General features: G+C 63.4%; 21 protein-coding genes and 1 tRNA gene. 14 read left to right on the top strand and 8 right to left on the bottom strand.

All coding sequences use genetic code 11. The features are described from left to right. Positions 1 to 498, top strand: a complete 498-nt coding sequence (locus L879_RS0106580) for a GAF domain-containing protein (RefSeq protein ID WP_027315405.1) — start codon at positions 1 to 3, stop codon at positions 496 to 498. A 9-nt stretch (positions 499 to 507) separates the two neighbouring features. Next, entirely contained in the window at positions 508 to 1797 is a 1290-nt protein-coding gene (locus tag L879_RS0106575; RefSeq protein WP_027315404.1) for an NAD(P)/FAD-dependent oxidoreductase, read from the top strand. A gap of 623 nt (positions 1798 to 2420) precedes the next feature. On the opposite strand, the gene L879_RS0106565 is transcribed toward L879_RS0106575, so the two are convergent. Both L879_RS0106565 and L879_RS24675 read right to left on the bottom strand, forming a co-directional pair. Beyond that, entirely contained in the window at positions 2421 to 3038 is a 618-nt protein-coding gene (locus L879_RS0106565) for a hypothetical protein (RefSeq protein WP_027315403.1), read from the bottom strand. A gap of 64 nt (positions 3039 to 3102) precedes the next feature. Continuing rightward, complete coding sequence (locus tag L879_RS24675) at positions 3103 to 3399, bottom strand: DUF6626 family protein (protein WP_027315402.1); 297 nt, start codon at positions 3397 to 3399, stop codon at positions 3103 to 3105. 74 nt (positions 3400 to 3473) lie between these two features. Here L879_RS24675 and L879_RS0106555 point away from each other — a divergent pair, with 74 nt between their 5' ends. The 4 genes from L879_RS0106555 (at position 3474) to L879_RS0106540 (ending at position 6147) form a co-directional block, all read left to right on the top strand. Further along, on the top strand, positions 3474 to 3833 hold the full coding sequence (locus tag L879_RS0106555; protein ID WP_035458833.1) for a hypothetical protein: 360 nt from the start codon (positions 3474 to 3476) through the stop codon (positions 3831 to 3833). Further along, positions 3830 to 4408 carry a hypothetical protein gene (locus tag L879_RS0106550; protein WP_027315400.1) on the top strand — a complete coding sequence of 193 codons (579 nt, stop codon included), beginning with the start codon at positions 3830 to 3832 and terminating at the stop codon, positions 4406 to 4408. Before L879_RS0106555 ends, L879_RS0106550 begins: the two co-directional genes overlap by 4 nt. 746 nt (positions 4409 to 5154) lie before the next feature. Beyond that, positions 5155 to 5334 (top strand): hypothetical protein, encoded by a 180-nt coding sequence (locus L879_RS23855; protein WP_027315399.1) that lies wholly within the window; start codon positions 5155 to 5157, stop codon positions 5332 to 5334. A gap of 123 nt (positions 5335 to 5457) precedes the next feature. Next, entirely contained in the window at positions 5458 to 6147 is a 690-nt protein-coding gene (locus L879_RS0106540) for a recombinase family protein (RefSeq protein ID WP_027315398.1), read from the top strand. A gap of 50 nt (positions 6148 to 6197) precedes the next feature. On the opposite strand, the gene L879_RS0106535 is transcribed toward L879_RS0106540, so the two are convergent. The 3 genes from L879_RS0106535 to hemA all read right to left on the bottom strand — a co-directional run bounded on the left by L879_RS0106535 (position 6198) and on the right by hemA (position 9158). Further along, positions 6198 to 7712, bottom strand: a complete 1515-nt coding sequence (locus L879_RS0106535; RefSeq protein WP_027315397.1) for a tyrosine-type recombinase/integrase — start codon at positions 7710 to 7712, stop codon at positions 6198 to 6200. 80 nt (positions 7713 to 7792) lie between these two features. Continuing rightward, positions 7793 to 7867 (bottom strand) — tRNA-Thr (locus L879_RS0106530). A gap of 64 nt (positions 7868 to 7931) precedes the next feature. Continuing rightward, positions 7932 to 9158 (bottom strand): 5-aminolevulinate synthase, encoded by a 1227-nt coding sequence (gene hemA / locus L879_RS0106525; protein WP_027315396.1) that lies wholly within the window; start codon positions 9156 to 9158, stop codon positions 7932 to 7934. A gap of 154 nt (positions 9159 to 9312) precedes the next feature. Between hemA and L879_RS23945 the strand changes: the two genes are divergently transcribed. The 6 genes from L879_RS23945 (at position 9313) to L879_RS0106495 (ending at position 13695) form a co-directional block, all read left to right on the top strand. Continuing rightward, complete coding sequence (locus L879_RS23945) at positions 9313 to 9480, top strand: hypothetical protein (RefSeq protein ID WP_154664110.1); 168 nt, start codon at positions 9313 to 9315, stop codon at positions 9478 to 9480. A gap of 61 nt (positions 9481 to 9541) precedes the next feature. Further along, positions 9542 to 10831, top strand: coding sequence for a UDP-N-acetylglucosamine 1-carboxyvinyltransferase (murA, locus tag L879_RS0106515; protein ID WP_027315395.1), 1290 nt, complete (start codon positions 9542 to 9544; stop codon positions 10829 to 10831). Between the two features lie 142 nt (positions 10832 to 10973). Further along, positions 10974 to 11414, top strand: coding sequence for a DUF2948 family protein (locus tag L879_RS0106510; RefSeq protein WP_027315394.1), 441 nt, complete (start codon positions 10974 to 10976; stop codon positions 11412 to 11414). Next, entirely contained in the window at positions 11415 to 12707 is a 1293-nt protein-coding gene (gene hisD, locus L879_RS0106505; RefSeq protein WP_027315393.1) for a histidinol dehydrogenase, read from the top strand. Between the two features lie 16 nt (positions 12708 to 12723). After that, complete coding sequence (locus L879_RS0106500; RefSeq protein ID WP_027315392.1) at positions 12724 to 13209, top strand: UPF0262 family protein; 486 nt, start codon at positions 12724 to 12726, stop codon at positions 13207 to 13209. A 3-nt stretch (positions 13210 to 13212) separates the two neighbouring features. After that, positions 13213 to 13695, top strand: coding sequence for an arsenate-mycothiol transferase ArsC (locus L879_RS0106495; protein WP_027315391.1), 483 nt, complete (start codon positions 13213 to 13215; stop codon positions 13693 to 13695). Here L879_RS0106495 and L879_RS0106490 read toward each other — a convergent pair. The 3 genes from L879_RS0106490 to L879_RS0106480 all read right to left on the bottom strand — a co-directional run bounded on the left by L879_RS0106490 (position 13660) and on the right by L879_RS0106480 (position 15424). Further along, complete coding sequence (locus L879_RS0106490) at positions 13660 to 13977, bottom strand: AzlD family protein (RefSeq protein WP_035458830.1); 318 nt, start codon at positions 13975 to 13977, stop codon at positions 13660 to 13662. The genes L879_RS0106495 and L879_RS0106490 overlap by 36 nt on opposite strands. Positions 13978 to 13979: 2 nt before the next feature. Beyond that, positions 13980 to 14681 (bottom strand): AzlC family ABC transporter permease, encoded by a 702-nt coding sequence (locus tag L879_RS0106485; protein ID WP_027315389.1) that lies wholly within the window; start codon positions 14679 to 14681, stop codon positions 13980 to 13982. Between the two features lie 74 nt (positions 14682 to 14755). Continuing rightward, positions 14756 to 15424, bottom strand: coding sequence for a TerC family protein (locus L879_RS0106480; RefSeq protein WP_154664109.1), 669 nt, complete (start codon positions 15422 to 15424; stop codon positions 14756 to 14758). A 430-nt stretch (positions 15425 to 15854) separates the two neighbouring features. Between L879_RS0106480 and L879_RS0106475 the strand changes: the two genes are divergently transcribed. Together L879_RS0106475 and L879_RS0106470 are read left to right on the top strand one after the other, a co-directional pair. Beyond that, positions 15855 to 16514: a tripartite tricarboxylate transporter TctB family protein gene (locus tag L879_RS0106475; RefSeq protein WP_027315387.1), complete on the top strand. Its 660-nt coding sequence runs from the start codon at positions 15855 to 15857 to the stop codon at positions 16512 to 16514. Further along, entirely contained in the window at positions 16514 to 18016 is a 1503-nt protein-coding gene (locus tag L879_RS0106470) for a tripartite tricarboxylate transporter permease (protein ID WP_027315386.1), read from the top strand. The genes L879_RS0106475 and L879_RS0106470 overlap by 1 nt, the downstream gene beginning before the upstream one ends. Positions 18017 to 18026: the final 10 nt, after the last annotated feature.

Here is an 18026-nt window from a genome sequence, read left to right as displayed (position 1 = left end):
ATGTTCGAAGTCAAAGATATTCCTCTGTCAGGCAGCAAGCGGGACTTCTATGCCTCGCTGGCCCAGCAACTCACCGGTCTCCTCGAGGGCGAGCCGGACATGATCGCCAACGCGGCCAACATGTCCGCGCTGATCTTTCAGTTCCTGCCCGATCTGAACTGGGCCGGGTTCTATTTCATGCGCGGGGGAGAGCTGGTCCTCGGCCCCTTCCAGGGCAAGACCGCCTGCGTGCGCATCGCGGTGGGGCGCGGCGTGTGCGGCACGGCGGTGGAGCGCAAGGCTTCCATCGTGGTGCCGGACGTGCATGCCTTTCCGGGGCACATTGCCTGCGACAGCGCCTCCCGCTCGGAGCTCGTCGTGCCGCTCATCAAGGACGGTCGGGTGCTCGGCGTTCTCGATCTCGACAGCCCCAACCCGAACCGCTTCGACGAGGAGGATCGCGAGGGCTGCGAGAGGCTCGTGCAGATCTACCTCTCCTCCTCCGAGATCGCGCTTTAAGTCCTCAACATGCCGCAGGCCTATATCGACACCTATTACAGCCGAACCCTCGCGAGCCCGGACGCCTATCCTGCCGCCGCGGGGCCCATCCAGGCCGATGTGTGCGTTGTCGGCGGCGGGCTGGCCGGTCTCACGGCGGCGCTCAAGCTCGCCAGCAGCGGGCGCAAGGTCGTGCTGATCGAGGCGCAGCGCGTGGCCTGGGGCGCATCGGGGCGCAATGGCGGCTTCGTGTCGGCCGGCTATGCGACGGGCCTTGCCGCCATCGAGCGGCGTGTAGGCGCGGACGGGGCGAAGGAGCTTTTCCGTCTGTCGATGGAAGGGGTCGAGATCGTCCGCTCGACCATCGAGGCCCTCGGCATCGAGGAGGCCCGGCCCGTTCCCGGCATCGCGAAGGCCCTGCGCTACGATTCAGCGGGAGCCATGCGGGCCGCCTGCGAAAAGCAGAGGCGCGATTTCGGATTGCAGCTGCGCTATCTTCCCCGTGACGAGGTGCGCAGCCTCTTCGCCTCGCCGAAATATCATGAGGCGGTTCTCGATGAGGGCGCGTTCCATTTCCATCCGCTGAACTACGCCCGCGCGCTCGCCAGGGAGGCGGTCCGCCTGGGCGCTGCGATCCATGAAGGCTCGCCTGTCCTGTCCGCCGATCTGGATGGGCCGCGCAAGATCGTCAGGACGAAGCAGGCCGAGATCGTGGCCGAGCATGTGGTGTTCGCGACGGGCGGCTATACGGGCTCAGTGCTGCCCGCGCTGCGCCGCGCCTTCCTGCCGATCGCGACTTATGTCCTGCTGACGGAACGCGCGCCGGATCTGGTGCAGAGCGCCATCCGGACCCCTGCCGCGATCCTCGATGATCGCAGGGCAGGGGATTACTACCGGCTCGTCGATGACGGCAGCCGTATCCTTTGGGGTGGGCGCATCACCACGCGCACCACCGATCCGCGCGACATCGCAGCCCTGCTCAGGCGCGAGATGGTCACGACCTATCCGCAACTCTCCGGCTTGAAGGTAGAGGTCGCGTGGTCGGGCCTCATGTCCTACGCCCGGCATCTGATGCCGCAGATCGGCCGGTGGAAACCTGGCGTCTGGTACTGCACGGCCTTCGGCGGCCACGGCATGAACACGACCGCCATCGGCGGAACGGTCATCGCCGAAGCCATTGCAGGCGAGAGCGACCGCTATCGCCTGTTTGCCCCCTTCGATCTGGCATGGAATGGCGGCATCCTGGGCCGCGCCGCGGTTCAGCTCACCTATTGGGCTTATCAGGCGAGCGATGCGGCGAGGGAGTGGCGCTCCCTTTAAAGCGTTCTTTTGTTGAAGGGGTTCGGTTCGCCGTCAGACGGCTTCGCGGGCAGGACGCCGATCGGGCGCGCCTTTCACAGTCGGTGGATGCGAAGCCGCGTCACATCTTGGCGGCGGAGGCCACGATCCAGATGCAGCTGAAGCTGAAGACAAGCGCGATCAGGCTCATCAGATGAGCCAATGCATCGTTGGCAGGGTGCCGTTTCCCTAACTGATTCATCGGACTTCCTCGAAAGTCGGAAGATTTGATGAACTGGATTATGCCTAAGCTTGTTTCTTGTCTAGATGGTTAACGCGGAATTTCCGATCTGCCGCAGATGCTGCAAATTGTTCCGTAACATTGTTCTTCCGAGAAGCCGCTTCTGCTCGCGGCAATACACGGTCATCGCGATCCTCTCATGAGAGAAGCTGGGTCACAGGCCGGATCGATTTTGGTCTATGGAAGGAGGGGCACAGGCCGGGCATCATGCCTTCGAACCTTCGTGCCGGACAACGTGGCTGGTGCTGCCAGAGAGGATCGAACTCTCACTGGGGGAGTGCCAAAGCCATATAGATCAAGTACTTACGGTGCGCCCGCCAAAGAAATGTGTGAAAGCACGGAGTGAAAGTCAATGGTGGGCGTCTCACTCGCCACGCCCGTGATCCCATGGAAGGATCAGCGCTCGGCGTTCAGTCTTCGGATCGCTCATCACCTCCGGAACCGAGCGAGCCCACTCGATCTTCTCCCGCAAGAGCCGCTTCTGGTCTGCTCGTGGAAGTGACTTGATGTTCGGGAACAGGCCCTCGTAACGCGCCTTCGAGTGGTTGGGGTGGAGCTTTTCAAGGTTCTTTGCAATCCACCAAGCCTGCTGGACCTGGGCCTCGATAGGCATGGTTCCGGTGGCCTTCGCGTAGTCGGACCATCCGATGAACAATGCAACATCGTTTTGCTCATCTGTGAATTGATAGAGCAGTTCGTCGTCGTCTCGTTCGACGGCCTTACCCTTTCCTACCCACCTCGTCGCATGTTTGAAAGCGGTCCAGTATTGGCGTTGAAGACGCCTGAACCTTTCCAGGTCAATGTTCGGGTTCTCATTCAGCACCTGGGTAACGAATGGAGCGGCGGATTTTCCGGCGTAGAACTCGATCACCTCGCAACCGCCTCCAGCGAGGCAGTGGACCGAAACGGGATCGTGATCCATCAGGTACAGCGCTAATGCAGTGCCAAGCTGCCGCCTCGCACTCTCAACCTTCAAGTTCATGCGCTCCTCCAGGGCAACGACCTGAACCTATCCGAGCGAAGCTCCTTTTGGAAAGAATCCGATCCTATCGTCCCCGACAGAGGAGATCGGCGACCTGACAGGCTCGGTCGATCTCCTGGACAACACTCATGATCTCGGCGGCAGTCACTGCCGGAACTCGTTCTGCGATTGCACACAGGCGCGTCCGCAGTGTCGTGACCGTCTTCGATGGCACCCGCGCCACGTCGCGTCCTTCGCGGTCGTAGTCCTTGAGGTACGTCGGTCCCCGCCCAAGAAATCGGCGGCAGTAGTCGTACTTGGATCGTACCAGTCCCAGGTCGTGAAGGGCGTAATACGTGTTCTTGAGGCTTATTCCCAGCATGTCAGGTCTCCTTGGCTAAATACCGGCGGAAGAAGCCATCTGCGGTGTACTTCCCGAACACAAGGAGACCTGAGTTGAACACTGTCATTGAGGCGGCGAATAGCCTCGCCGTCCAACGCATCCTGCGCCGGTATTTATCGCCTGAGCGCGGAAACGAAGTTCGCACCGTCGAAGGTGCGTGTATCACGAGTCGTCGTACCTGGAGCCGCTACGGGGTTCCGGCTGATGCCACCTGTTGGCGGGTCATCATCGAGCACCCTGAACTGGGATGGTCCGTTACCGCACGGGCAGTGTGGAGGGATGGGCGGCTCATGGAGCCGGTGGCGACACACACCACCATCGAGAAGTACTGGGCCGACAACACCCAGTTGATTGACGATGAGGATGCGGCCTGTCTCGCGTTCAACGACTGGGCGCAGTCGGTGCCGGTATGAGCATCGTCGATCTTCAACTCTCTCGACGTGCTGCTGCCTGGGAGAACTTCTTTACGAACTTCGGCGCGAACGTCGCCATGAGTATCGCCTACAATCCCGTGTCTGGTGGAACTGCCTCGATCTGCATCCGGGAGACGCCAAGTGGGAAGCGCTTTCCGATCCCGACCTCTGGTGTGCCCGACACCCCAGGCCAGCACCGGCTTCCATCGGTCAGAACTATCTCGCTCGACCGCATCCGCTCGGACCTGGACTGGTTTGACTACCGGATTGGCCGTGCGCTGTGTGGAACTCGCTTCACGAATGCCCCTGGAGAACTTCGGCCTGCCTGGGTGGGGTTCGTCGAGAACCTCGAAACGAACGCGCACGTGCATTTACTCTTCAGGATGCCCGATGATGTCGTTGACGAGTTCACCGAACTTGCCTTCCCGTTATGGGACCAGCGCTGCAAGTCGGCTTCGATCCGGGTCAAGCTCGTCTGGGGCAATGGATGGGCGCACTACGCCACCAAGGACCAGTGGGGCATGGCGCTGGAAGGCGACCCAGGTCTTTTCGTCTGCAACCGCTCTCGGAAATAGCTGAGCCCACGGGAGATCGGGGCTGCATCCAGCGCGAACCCTCCTGGCACAGCGTATGTCAATCTCACCAAGCGGCCTCATCTTGGGGCCGCAATGGGCTACCTGTGTTTCATGGTCAGCATGATCCAGATGACAGAAGCTGGAGGTCGATGTCAGGTTGTGAGCTTCGCCTGGAGATCGCGCAGCTTGTTCGCTGATCGAGTTCTCTCGTTTTTCATCTGCTGCTGGATGCGCTGCTGGCGTTCCGATCTGGAGCGAGCTTGTTCTGGAGAGAGGGGCTTCCGAGGCTTGATGGTGCCTGCTGATGGGGAGGTCGGTTTTCGAGGCTGTGTCTCGACAAGTTCGTAATAGCGCATGACCGTATTTAGCCGGTGCTCATCCACAGAGGAATTTCATGGCACTTGAGCCAAGTCGTACGAAATGGTAGTTGTCAAAATGTAGGGTGAAGAAATGTGACCCCTACATCCGACCCGCCGCATGGCGGGTTTTTTGTTGACTGTCGCATTCCAGGGAGGCGGTGTTGAGTCTCCCAGAATGGTATGCTATTACTGAAATGTAGGTCGCGAAATGTGACCGCGCCGAACCCGCCCATGGCGGGTTTTTTGTTGTCTGTACCATGTCCAGGGGAGGTCTTGAGCCGCTCCATAGCGGCATGGTATGGAGTGAAATGCAGGGTGGGCATTGTGCCTCCTGCGCCCGACCCGCCGCATGGCGGGTTTTTTGTTGACCTCGGAAGCAATCACAGAGTGTTCGACTTCACGTTGGACCAGATTGGCTTCGCGCTCACGGTCATCGGTCTCGCCCTTCAACTCTGGCAGATGAAGAACCCCAGTCCGCGTCGGCGGACTCGGGTTTCCTATCGCCATTGGAAGATCGGGAAGATCGAGCGGACCTCGTATGATCGCGAAGAAGACATCTGGTCCTGATCCCTCGCCCCATAGCTTGAGTTTCTTCTGAAACAGCGTGGATCGAGGGCATTGACGCATGGTCAAGTTGTGCTAATTTCTTCGGAAATCGAAACAGAAATCAACTCGGAACCCCTACAGAATATGGCGAAGCGACCTGGAGAAATTGTCAAGGCGACCGCGTACTTCAGGACATCGAGCGCCTCGAACGTGGGCATCGACAAGGACAGCGAGCGCCGTCAGCGTGAGGCTGTCAAAGCTTACGCAAAGCTCGCCGGATTTGAGATCATTGATGAGTTCTACGATGCCGCAGTGAGCGGGTCCGATACCATTGAGACCCGTCCTGGGTTTTCGGCTCTCCTGGATCGCATCGAAGGCAATGGCGTTCGTGTTGTTCTCGTCGAGGACGCATCACGTCTTGCTCGCTCCGTTCTCGTCCAGGAACTCGCCATCCTCGCCTTGAAGGCTCGCGATGTTCGAGTGCTCGCCGCCAACGGCGATGACCTCACAGAGACCAACGACGAAATGAAGGTCGCCATGAGGCAGATCGCTGGGGCCTTCGCGCAACTCGAAAAGACACGGCTGGTGAAGAAGCTTCGTGCAGCCCGTGAGCGGAAACGCGCGACCGGCATGAAGGTCGAGGGCCGGAAGTCCCATGCTGAAACCCGTCCGGAGGTAGTGGCCGAGGCGAAGCGCCTGCGCCGCCGGTCGCCAAAGACCGGCCAGCGGCGTTCCCTGCGCGAAATCGCCGACGAACTTGCGCGTCAAGGCTTCACAAGTGCCAGTGGTCGTCCGTTCTCATCGTCCGTTGTCAAGGCAATGGTCGAATCCTGATCTTCCAGGGCACACTTTCGAGAAGCCCTGGAAGATCAGATGGGACAGCATCAAGGTTGCCCTGGAGGCGGCGTGTAGCGGGTAAATCGCTTCAAGGCTCGCGCCATCATCCGAATCGTAGGAGCTTCGTACCGGCGAGCGACGTTCTTCGGTGCGTGGCCTACAATGGCATCGCTGATGCGCTCCTCGACGCCTGCATCCAGGGCGCGGTTTTTGAAGGTATGACGCCAGCCGTGATTCGGGTCCACCTGCTGGTCGAGCTTCACGGAGGCTCGTAGCCATTTGGCGAGTTTCTGGGCACGTTGTTCTGCGGGTCCGAACGTCGCATCGGGATCATGGCGCGTCGGGTCATAGAACAGCGGGCCATTGCCGATGGCGTTCACCATTTCCAGGAAGCCCTGCTCAACAAGGTGCTCGTGGATAGGGACCGTCCTGGCAGTTCCAGCCTTGGTCTCCCGGAAGTGCATCACCCAGATTCCTTGCTCCTGTCGGATGTCTTCCACGTGCAATGCCGTAATCTCGGCGACACGCGCACCAGAGTAGGCACACAGCCAAGGGCACCATCGCTTGGCACGGGCAAAAGACGGGTTCCGCCCACAAGGCTTCACCGATGTCGCAAGGTTGAGGATCGCCTCTACCTCGGACTCGCGGAAGTGGCGCTCTCTCGATGCGGTCTCACGTATCTCATCCAGCCGAATCTCTGCTGCGGGATTCGACGGAATGAGCTTCTTGCCTTGGTGAGTGGTCGCCCACCCGAACACCGACTTTACCGCAGCAAGATCATTGCGATTGATGACCCTCGGCTTGATCCCGTCAACATCACGCCGTTGCTCTGCCCAGGCGAAGATGTCATCGCCTGTGATTGTCTGGATGTCCTGGTCGCAACAGAAGGCTGCAAGCGAGTCGAAAGTGGGTTTGTAGCGGCGGATCGTTGCAGGGGCGCGCTTATCAGCTTGGTATGCGCTCCAGCGGTTCCACAGTTCTTCGACAGTTACCTGATGCTGGGCTCCAGGGCGCGCCCTCAAGCCAGAACTCGGTTTTCCGCTGCCCTCCCTCTGGAGTGTGCGCGGTCCAGTGATGCCCTTGCCGAGGTGAGGGCCGAGCCTCGCGGCAACCTGATCCATAATGCTTGCGACTTCGGACACAACCAGGGCACGGTTCGCATCCGTGTCAGCAACACCATTGTCCCGCAGTGTGTCAGCCGCTGTTGGCGCGAATCGCTCTACCGCCACCTCCCACTTCATGGTGGGGTTCGACAGGGGAGGGACGGGCACCTTCTGCGTGTCGCTTTTCGGATATGCAGCCAACGCCGCTCTCTTCTGCCGCCAGAACTCCTTCAAGGCGGCGTCTGCCAGCGCGTGGCGTTCCTTGGCAACGCGAGGTTCCTTGGTCCGCAATGAGACCTGGACGAACTCGCCGATTTTGACGGCCTTCGAACCTTCACCAACTGGAAGCGTAACCGTTGTCCCCTTCAGGGCAGCTACAAGGTCTTCTGGTGTTCGCTGGCGTAAGTAGAGGGCACCTGTCTCGGGGTGCTTCCAAGGTGCGGCCATTTTGAGGATCATGTGTGCGTCCCATGTGTGAAAGCGGGACGCTCGTAAGTGCCTGTTCTACCTCAACTTCCTGCAACGCAGGGGAGGGGCGATGGTGCTGCCAGAGAGGATCGAACTCTCGACCTCTCCCTTACCAAGGGAGTGCTCTACCACTGAGCTACGGCAGCGCGCCAACGAGGAGGGCCGCTTAGTGCCACAGGGCCGCCCTCCATGCAAGCTTGAAAATGATCTTTATTCGGCGGCCTGGACTTTTGGCTCCAACGGGAGCCTGAGCGCCGTCCAGACCTCCACCAGGGCGGCGGCGAGGGCGTCGATATGGGCGTTTGAATGGAACGGGCCGGGGGTGATGCGCAGCCGCTCGGTGCCGCGGGGAACCGTGGGGTAGTTGATGGGCTGGATGTAGATGCCGTGCTTCTCCAGCAGGCGGTCGGAGGCGGCCTTGCAGGCCTCGGCATTGCCCACCATTACCGGCACGATATGGGTCGGCGTGTCCATGACGGGCAGCCCGGCGCCGCTCAGCACCGCCTTGGTGCGGGCGACCTGGCGCTGCTGCTGCTGGCGCTCGGTGGAGGACGCCTTGAGGTGTCGAATCGACGCCGTGGCGGCCGCCGCGACCGCCGGGGGCAGGGCGGTGGTGAAGATGAAGCCCGGGGCGAAGCTGCGGATGGCGTCCATCACGGCCCGGGTGCCGGTCAGGTATCCGCCCATCACGCCGAATGCCTTGCCGAGGGTGCCCTCGATCACGTCGATCCGGTGCATGGCGCCCTCGCGCTCGGCGATGCCCGCGCCCCGGGGGCCGTACATGCCCACCGCATGGACCTCGTCGATATAGGTCATGGCGTTGTAGCGCTCGGCGAGGTCGCAGATGGCGTGGATGGGAGAGATGTCCCCATCCATGGAATAGACGCTTTCGAACACGATGAGCTTGGGCCGGTCGCCCGCCGCCTGGAGCAGCTCTTCCAGGTGTTCGAGGTCGTTGTGGCGGAAGATCTGCTTCTCGCATCCCGACTGGCGCACGCCCTCGATCATCGAGTTGTGGTTCAGGGCATCCGAGAGGATGACGCAGTTCGGGATGAGCTTGGCCAGCGTCGAGATGCCCGTCTGATTCGAGACGTAGCCCGAGGTGAAGACGAGAGCCGCCTCCTTGCCGTGCAGGTCCGCAAGCTCGGCCTCGAGGCCCACGATGGGGTTGCTGTTGCCCGAAATGTTGCGGGTGCCGCCCGCGCCGGTGCCCAGGCGCCAGGCGGTCTCGACCATGGCGCGGGTCACGTCCCGGTTCTGTCCCATGCCGAGATAGTCGTTGGAGCACCAGACCGTGATGGGGCGCGGACCCTCGGGGGAGTGCCAGATCGCCTGGGGATATCGGCCCGCCAGCCTCTCGATATCGGCGAAGACGCGATAGCGGCGCTCCGCCTGAAGACGTTCGAGGGCTGACGTGAAGAAGCTTTGATAATCCATCATCTCACCGGGTGGGCAACGCAATGCCCGGGAATGTCGAACTCATTATGCCAGACCGCATTGATCCGGGTCAAAGTCCTGGGGCGTGATATTGCGGTTGAGAGCCGCCTGCGAAGCCTCTATTGAATAAAGGCGACGATGGGTCGCGTGAACCATGGCTGACGTGAAATCGCAAGAAAAAGCCGACCGGCTCAAGGCGGCTCTGAAGGAAAACCTGAAGCGTCGCAAGGCCCAGGCGCGGGGGCGGCAGGCCGCCAGGGCTTCGGGAACCGAAGGCGGGAGCTCGAGCGTTTCGACGGAGCGCGACAAGCCGTCCGACTAGCCTGGAAGATCAGATGCGCGCATAGCGCATGGCTCGCTGAAGATAGTGCAAGGGGATTTCAATGGATCGCATTCGCATCCGGGGCGGGGCGCCTCTCAACGGAATGATTCCGATTTCGGGCGCCAAGAATGCGGCCCTGCCTCTCATGATCGCAAGCCTCCTGACCGAGGAGACCCTGGAGCTCGGCAATGTGCCCCGGCTCGCAGACATCTCCTCGCTCCTGCGGATCATGAGCAATTTCGGCGTCGATCACTCCATCGCCGGCCGCCGCCCTGGTCAGACGTCCGAGACGGGCCAGACCGTCCGGCTGACGGCCAAGAACGTCATCGACACCACAGCGCCTTACGAGCTGGTCTCGACCATGCGCGCGAGCTTCTGGGTCATCGCTCCCCTGGTGGCCCGCTTCGGCCATGCCAAGGTTTCGATGCCGGGCGGCTGCGCCATCGGCACCCGGCCGGTGGACCTTCTCATCATGGCCCTGGCCAAGCTCGGCGCCGCCATTGAGATCGATGGCGGCTACGTGGTGGCCTCGGCCCCGAAGGGGCTGATCGGGGCCGAAATCGACTTTCCGAAGGTGACGGTGGGCGGCACCCATGTGGCCCTCATGGCGGCCACCCTGGCCCAGGGCACCACGGTGATCCGCAATGCGGCCCGCGAGCCGGAGGTGGTGGATCTGGCCGAATGCCTCATCAAGATGGGGGCCAGGATCCAGGGGGCGGGAACCTCCGAGATCGTGGTCGAGGGCGTGTCCCGTCTTCACGGCACCTCCCATGATGTGATGCCCGACCGCATCGAGACCGGCACCTACGCCATGGCGGTGGCCATGACCGGCGGCGACCTGGTGCTCGACAACACGAAGGCCGAGTACCTCCAGTCGGCCCTCGACGTGCTGGGCCAGGCGGGAGCCGAGGTGAGCGCCACCCCGGGCGGCATCCGCATCCGCCGCAACGGCAACGGTATCCAGGCCGTGGACGTGACCACGGATCCCTTCCCGGGCTTCCCCACCGACCTCCAGGCCCAGTTCATGGCGCTCATGACGCGGGCCAACGGCACCTCCCGCATTCGCGAGACGATCTTCGAGAACCGCTTCATGCACGTGCAGGAACTCGCGCGCCTCGGCGCCCAGATCCGCCTCGACGGCGACAGCGCCTATGTGGCGGGCGTGCCGGGCCTGAAAGGCGCGCCGGTCATGGCGACGGATCTTCGCGCTTCCGTCTCCCTGGTCATCGCGGGCCTCGTGGCCGAGGGCGAGACCACCATCAACCGGGTCTATCACCTGGACCGGGGCTTCGAGGCGCTCGAGGCCAAGCTTGCCCGCTGCGGCGCGCAGATCGAGCGCCTGCGGGGCTAAAGCGCACATGAGGCCGGCAACACAGCCGGCCTTTTTTCTGTCTCGCGCCGCTCCAAGGCCGCAGACGGTGCGGCCGGAAGGTTGCGCCGGGGCAGACGGCTCTCTACCTAAACATTAAAGTTCAGTAACAGGTTGGTGGGCCATGGATCTCCTGAGACTTGTCGCGTTCGACCCTGAAGACCTTTCCGTCATATCCGCCCACCTGCAGGATTCGCTCCTGCGGGTCGGCGACATCGCCTATCTGCCCAAGGAGAGGCGCTTCGCCGTCCAGGTCCGCCGCTTCGACTGGGAGGCGGCCACCCCTCAACGGCGGCTGACCTGCATGCATTTCGAGAACGTCACGGGCGTGCGCGTCCGCGGGATCGACCAGACCAACAAGGACGCGGTTCTTAACCTTCTTGCCATCGCCTTCGAGGAACGGAACGCTCCGTCTGGCACGGCCACCTTGATCTTTGCCGATGGCGGAGCCATCCAGGTGGACCTGGAGTGCATCGAAATGCAGATGAAAGATACAGGCCCTGTCTGGGCCGCCGAAAGCCGTCCCTCCCACGACGACCGGCTGCAAACGGCGGAGCGCCCGTAAATGGCGCAGAGGCTCGACACGCGGGACGCTTCCTTCCCGCAGGCTTTCGCCGCACTGCTCGCCGCCAAGCGCGAGGTGTCGGAGGATGTGGACCAGGCGGTGCGCGCCATCATCGAGGATGTGGTGGCGCGGGGCGACGAGGCCCTGATCGACTTCACCTACCGATTCGACGGGCTCGCCCTGCAGCCGGAGACCCTGCGCGTTTCGGAGGCCGAGATCGCCGCCGCGGAGTCCCAATGCTCGAAGGAGGCGCTGGAGGCCCTGGCCCTGGCGAAGGAGCGCATCGAGGCTTATCACGGTGCGCAGCGTCCGCAGGACTACATGACCACGGATGCCGCCGGCGTCACGCTGGGCTGGCGCTGGACGGCCATCGAATCCGTCGGGCTCTACGTTCCGGGCGGCCTCGCCAGCTATCCCTCCTCCGTTCTGATGAACGCCGTTCCGGCGAAGGTCGCGGGCGTTCCGCGCATCGCCATGGTGGTGCCGACACCGCGGGGAGAGACGAACCCGCTCGTGCTCGCGGCCGCCCGGCTCGCCGGCGTCGACGAGGTGTTCCGCATCGGCGGCGCGCAGGCCATCGCCGCGCTGGCCTACGGCACCGAGACCGTCAAGCCCGTCGCCAAGATCATGGGGCCCGGCAACGCCTATGTGGCGGCCGCCAAGCGCCGCGTTTTCGGCCAGGTCGGCATCGACATGATCGCGGGTCCCTCGGAGGTTCTCATCCTTGCCGATGCCCACGGCAATCCCGACTGGATCGCCGCCGATCTGCTGGCGCAGGCCGAGCACGACACGGCCGCGCAATCCATCCTCATCACGGACAGCCCTGAGCTGGCCGACGCGGTGGAAAAGGCCGTCGAACGCCAGCTCACGACCCTGCCGAAGGCGGAGATCGCCGGGGCGAGCTGGCGCGATTACGGGGCGATCATCCTTATCGACAGGCTGGAGAACGCCATTCCCCTGGTGGACCGGCTGGCGCCCGAGCATCTCGAGATCGAGACGGAGAACGCCGAGGAGCTCGCGGCCAAGGTCCGCAATGCGGGCTCGATTTTTCTCGGCAGCCACACGCCCGAAGCCATCGGCGATTATGTCGGCGGCCCGAACCATATCCTGCCCACCGCCCGCTCGGCCCGGTTCTCCTCCGGACTCGGTGTGCTTGACTTCATGAAGCGAAGCTCGATCCTGAAGTGCAGTGCGGAAGCCCTGCGCAAGCTCGGCCCCGCAGCCATCGCCCTTGGGCAATCCGAGGGGTTGGAAGGTCACGCGCGGTCGGTTGCGATCCGCCTGAACCTGTGAGGCGAGCGGAGGGGGGATGGCGAACGCAGCGAAAGAGCGATGCCGGCTGGTCGCCGTCACCCTCGACGAGGCTTCGATCGGGCGCGGCAATCCCGATCAGGAGCATGAGCGGGCGATCGCCATCTACGACATTCTCGAAGAGAACACCTTCGCCCTGCCGAACTACGAGGGCGGGCCCTATGGCTTGCGCATCTCGCTGATCGAGAAGAAACTCTGCTTCGAGGTGCGCGCGCAGGACGGCGCGCATCTCGTTTCCCACCATCTCTCGCTCACGCCGTTCCGCAAGGCCATTCGCGACTACGAGCTGATCTGCGACAGCTATTATCAGGCGATCCGCTCCGCCTCGCCCGCGCAGATCGAGGCCATAGACATGGGCCGGCGCGGATTGCACAACGAGGCGGCCGAACTCCTGATGAAGCGCCTGGAAGGCAAGATCGTCCTGGACTTCGATACGGCGCGGCGCATTTTCACGCTGATCTTCGCGCTTCACTGGAAGGGCTGACGGTTGGACGAGCCGCGCTCGAAACGGATCCACTCCGTGCTGTTCGTCTGCGCGATGAATGCGGTGCGCTCGCCCATGGCCGAGGCCATTGCGCGCCATTACTTCGGCAAGTCGATCTACGTGCAGTCCGCCGGCGTCCGCAAGGGCGAGCCGGACGGCTTCATGGCGGCGATCCTGTCCGAGATCGGCATCGATGCCTCCAGGCACAAGCCGCGCACGCTCGAAGAGCTGGAGGAGTGGGAAGGGCTCAACTTCGACCTCATCATCTCCCTTTCGCCCGAGGCGCATCACGCGGCGCTCGAACTGACGCGCACCATCGCAGCCGAGGTGGAATACTGGCCGACCCCCGATCCGACGATCACGCAGGGCTCGCGCGAGCAGGTGCTCGACGCTTATCGCAACATCCGCGACGGGCTGGCGTACCGCATCCGCCTGCGGCTGAAGCAGAGTTCACCCAAGAGCGCGAATGACGGCGAGGGTGCCTAGCCCCGCCGCAAGGCCGACGATATCGATCCGCGTCGCCGCCATGGCGACGATGGCAGCCGTCAGGGCCATGATGGCGGGCCAGCCGTTGTCGAGCACCACGGGCAGGATCGTCGCCAGGATGATGGAGCCGGGCAGGGCGCGCAGGCCGCGCTCGATGCGCGGCGTGATGCGCACGCGGCTCATCACCACGACACCCGCGATGCGGCAAAGGAACGTCGCCAGCATCATGGCGGCGATGGCGAGAACCGCGCCCCAGGGGCTCGCGATGATGGTGCCCGTCATGCTCATTCGATCAGCATTCCCGCGATCACGCCCGCCAGTGCGCCGGCGATGATGAAGACATAGCCCGGCACCAGGGCATGGACGACCAGCGATACGAGGCCCGCCACGAGCCAGGGCAGCGCGGGCTTCGCACCCTTCCAGAGCGGCACGAGCATCACCCCGAAGAAGATCGGCATCACCAGGTCGAGGCCGAAGCGCTTTGGCTCCGGGACCAGGGCTCCGGCAAAGAAGCCCGTGAAGGTGGAGACGAGCCAGACGACCCAGAGGACGAGCCCGCATCCCAGGAGCACGCCGACGTCGCGGCCGCCTTCGCTGTGATAGCGCGTGCCGACGAGCCAGCCCGCTTCGGTGATGAGGAAGAGATTGAGCGCCGTGCGGGCGAGAGGCTCATCCTTGAGCCAGGGTTGCAGCGTCGCGCCCAGAAGGATCATGCGCGCATTCACGACGGCGGTGACCGTCATGATCGTGAGGATCGTGGAGGGCGTCCAGGCACTCTGCCAGATTTCGAGCCCCACCATCTGCGAGGCGCCGGCATAGACGAAGGCGGAGAGGCCGAGGGTCTCGCCCAGCGACAGGCCCTTCTGGGATGCCGCCGTGCCGAAGGCCAGGGCGAACATGATGAAGCCCGGAAAGGCGGGAAAAGCGGCGCGCGCGCCTTGGCGCAGGCCTGCCGTGGAAAAATGAGGGCGGAGAGCGGGGGACATGAGCGTCACGCTCTCTGCCTTCCCGCATCCCCGCCGTCAATTGGAGATTCGCGATTGGGTGCGAAGCCGCCAGCTTATCCGATGGCGCCGTTCACCAGCGGATATACCTCGATGAAGCCCTCGTAGATCATCTTGAGAGCCACGTAGAGAATGATCGCGAGGCCGAGATAGGCGATCCAGCGATAGCGCTGGAGCAGGCGCGCGATGAACGAGGCTGCAAGGCCCATGAGGGCGATCGACAGAAGAAGGCCGAAGGCCAGGATGTAGGGATGCTCCATGGCCGCGCCCGCCACGGCGAGCACGTTGTCGAGGGACATGGACACGTCCGCGATGACGATCTGCCAGGCCGCCTGGGCGAAGGTCTTGCGCGGAGCGCCGCCCGCGATGGTACCGTCCTTGTTGATGTCCTCATCGGCCAGCGCTTCTTCTGCGGCAGCTTCCTCGTCGTGGCTCGTGCGCAGCTCGCGCCACATCTTCCAGCAGACCCACAGGAGAAGGATGCCGCCTGCAAGCAGAAGGCCGACGATCTGAAGAAGCTGGGTCGTCACCAGCGCAAAGACGATGCGCAGGACGGTGGCGGCGAGGACGCCGAGAAGGATCGCCTTGTTGCGCTGTTCCTTCGGCAGGCCTGCGGCGGCCAGGCCGATGACGATGGCGTTGTCGCCCGCCAGGGCCAGGTCGATGCCGACCACCATGAGGAAGGCAACGACCTCGGGGCCGAAGAATTGGGAAATATCGAACATTCAATGCCTCGTGTGTCGGGTGCGGGCAGCACACGCGAAGCGCTCAAAAAGACGCATTTGCCATCGCCCCGGTCCGCAAATCGTCGGATCAGGGACCGAAATGCAGGCAAAACCGTCTTTTTGAACGAACCCAGGCCACCCTGGTTTTCATCCAGTCCGACATCGCCGCTCCTTAGGGAGCGACCAGAGGGGCCCGGCCTGGCAATAGCGTTCCATCTAGACAAGTGGAGGCGAGGGATCAAGTCGTCTCTCGCTAAGCACGCAACTCTGTCCGATAGTCGTATAGACGTTTGTTGCAGGGCTGTTCATTGCAGGAGGCTCTGTTGAGAAGCTTTTCCAACCGGGAACCGGTGGCTTGATCCGTTCTCCGGCCTCGGGCCAAATCGGGTTCCGGCAACCTTAGGCGCGGCAGCGTCTCCGGGAGGTGTTCATGTCTCTTGCTCACGAGGGCTCAGGGCCCCCGCGCCGCGGCTCTGTCCGCGCTCCGCAGAACCTTGCCGGAGGGTTGCTCCTCCTCGCCCTCGCGGCCCTGGCCCTCTGGCTGACGCGGGATCTCGATCAGGGCACCCTGAACGCCATGGGGCCGGCTATGCTGCCGCGCTGGCTGGCCGTCGGGGTCGGCCTGTCGGGTCTCGCGCTTCTCGTTTTCTCCTTCGTCAAGGAGGGGGAACTGCTGGAGCGCTGGAGCCTGCGCGGACCCTTCTTCATCATCCTCGCCATCCTGGCCTTCACGGTCACGATCCGCGGCTACTCCTTCGGGTCCTTCGCCATTCCGGGGCTCGGCCTTCTGGTTTCGGGGCCCCTCGCCATCGTTCTGGGCGGCTATGCCACGCCCGAAGCGCGGCTGCGCGACCTCGTCATTCTCAGCCTCAGTCTCACCCCCTTCTGCATGGTGCTGTTCGGCGATCTCCTGAACCTGCCGATCCCGGTCTTTCCCCAGGCGCTGACAGGCCTCTTCCCTGTGGGCTGGTCCCAGAAGGCTGTGCTGCGCGCCTGCGCCGCCATCCTGGCCGTGGCGGCCGTTCTGGTGTTCGTCGCCACCCGGGGGCGCGCGTCCACCGATGCGGCCGATCGCAGCGGGAGGATCTGATGGGGGATTTCCTTTCCAACCTCAGCCTCGGCTTCGGCGTCGCGCTGAGCCTGCAGAACCTGGGCCTCGCCTTTCTCGGCTGCCTTGTCGGCACCCTCATCGGCGTTCTGCCGGGCGTGGGTCCCATCGCCACCATCGCCATGCTGCTGCCGATCACTTTCGGGCTCGATCCCGTCGGCGCGCTGATCATGCTGGCGGGTATCTATTACGGCGCCCAGTACGGCGGCTCGACCACGGCGATCCTGGTCAACATCCCCGGCGAGGCGACCTCCGTCGTCACGGCTCTCGACGGCCACCAGATGGCCCGCCAGGGCCGCGCCGGCGTGGCCCTCGGCATCGCCGCCATCGGCTCGTTCTTTGCGGGCACGGTGGCGACTCTCGTCATCGCGGCGCTCGGTGCGCCGCTCACCGGCCTCGCGCTGATCTTCGGCCCGACCGAATATTTCTCGCTGATGGTCATGGGCCTCGTCTTCGCCGTGGTGCTGGCGCGCGGGTCGATTCTCAAGGCCGTGGCCATGATCCTGACGGGCGTCCTGCTCTCCACGGTCGGCCTCGATCTCGAGACGGGCGAGGAGCGCATGACCTTCGGGCTTTCCTTCCTGTCCGACGGCATCGACTTCGCCGTGCTGGCCATGGGCATCTTCGGCATTGCCGAGATCATGCGCAATCTCGACCATACGGAGCACCGTGACGTGGTGCGCCAGGCCATCGGCCGCCTGCTGCCGAACAGGGACGACTTCAAGCAATCCTACAAGCCGGTGCTGCGCGGCACGTTGATCGGCGCGATCTTAGGGATTCTGCCCGGCAACGGCGCGGTGCTCGGGCCGTTTGCGTCCTACACGCTGGAGAAGAAGCTCGCCAAGGATCCCAGGCGCTTCGGCCGCGGTGCCATCGAGGGCGTGGCGGGGCCCGAGAGCGCCAACAATGCCGGCGCGCAGACCTCTTTCATTCCGCTGCTGACGCTGGGCATTCCGCCGAATGCGGTGATGGCGCTCATGGTCGGCGCTATGACGATCCACGGCATCATCCCGGGTCCGCAGGTGATGACCAAGAACCCGACCCTGTTCTGGGGCATGATCGCCTCGATGTGGGTGGGCAACCTGATGCTGCTCGTCATCAACCTGCCGCTGGTCGGCATGTGGGTGCGGCTTCTGAAAGTGCCGTACAGGCTGCTGTTCCCGGCGATCCTGATGTTCTGCTGCATCGGCATCTACTCGATCAACTCGCTCCCGACCGACGTCATGTTCATCGCCCTGTTCGGGCTGGTGGGCTACATGCTGATCAAGTTCGGCTTCGAGCCCGCCCCGATGCTCTTGGGCTTCGTGCTCGGCAAGCTGATGGAGGAAAATCTGCGCCGTTCGCTGATCCTTTCGCGGGGTTCGCTGGAGACCTTCGTCGAGCGTCCCATCAGCGCCGGACTACTCGCCGTCGCCGCCATCCTGCTCGTGATCGCCCTCCTGCCTTCCATCCGCAAGGGAAGGGATGAGGTCTTCACCGAGTAGCTTGCCTTCG

The sequence above is a fragment of the Microvirga flocculans ATCC BAA-817 genome (assembly GCF_000518665.1).
Lineage (GTDB): Bacteria > Pseudomonadota > Alphaproteobacteria > Rhizobiales > Beijerinckiaceae > Microvirga > Microvirga flocculans.
Note: the sequence above shows the minus strand (reverse complement) of the source record. Positions and strands in the feature narration are given on the sequence as shown.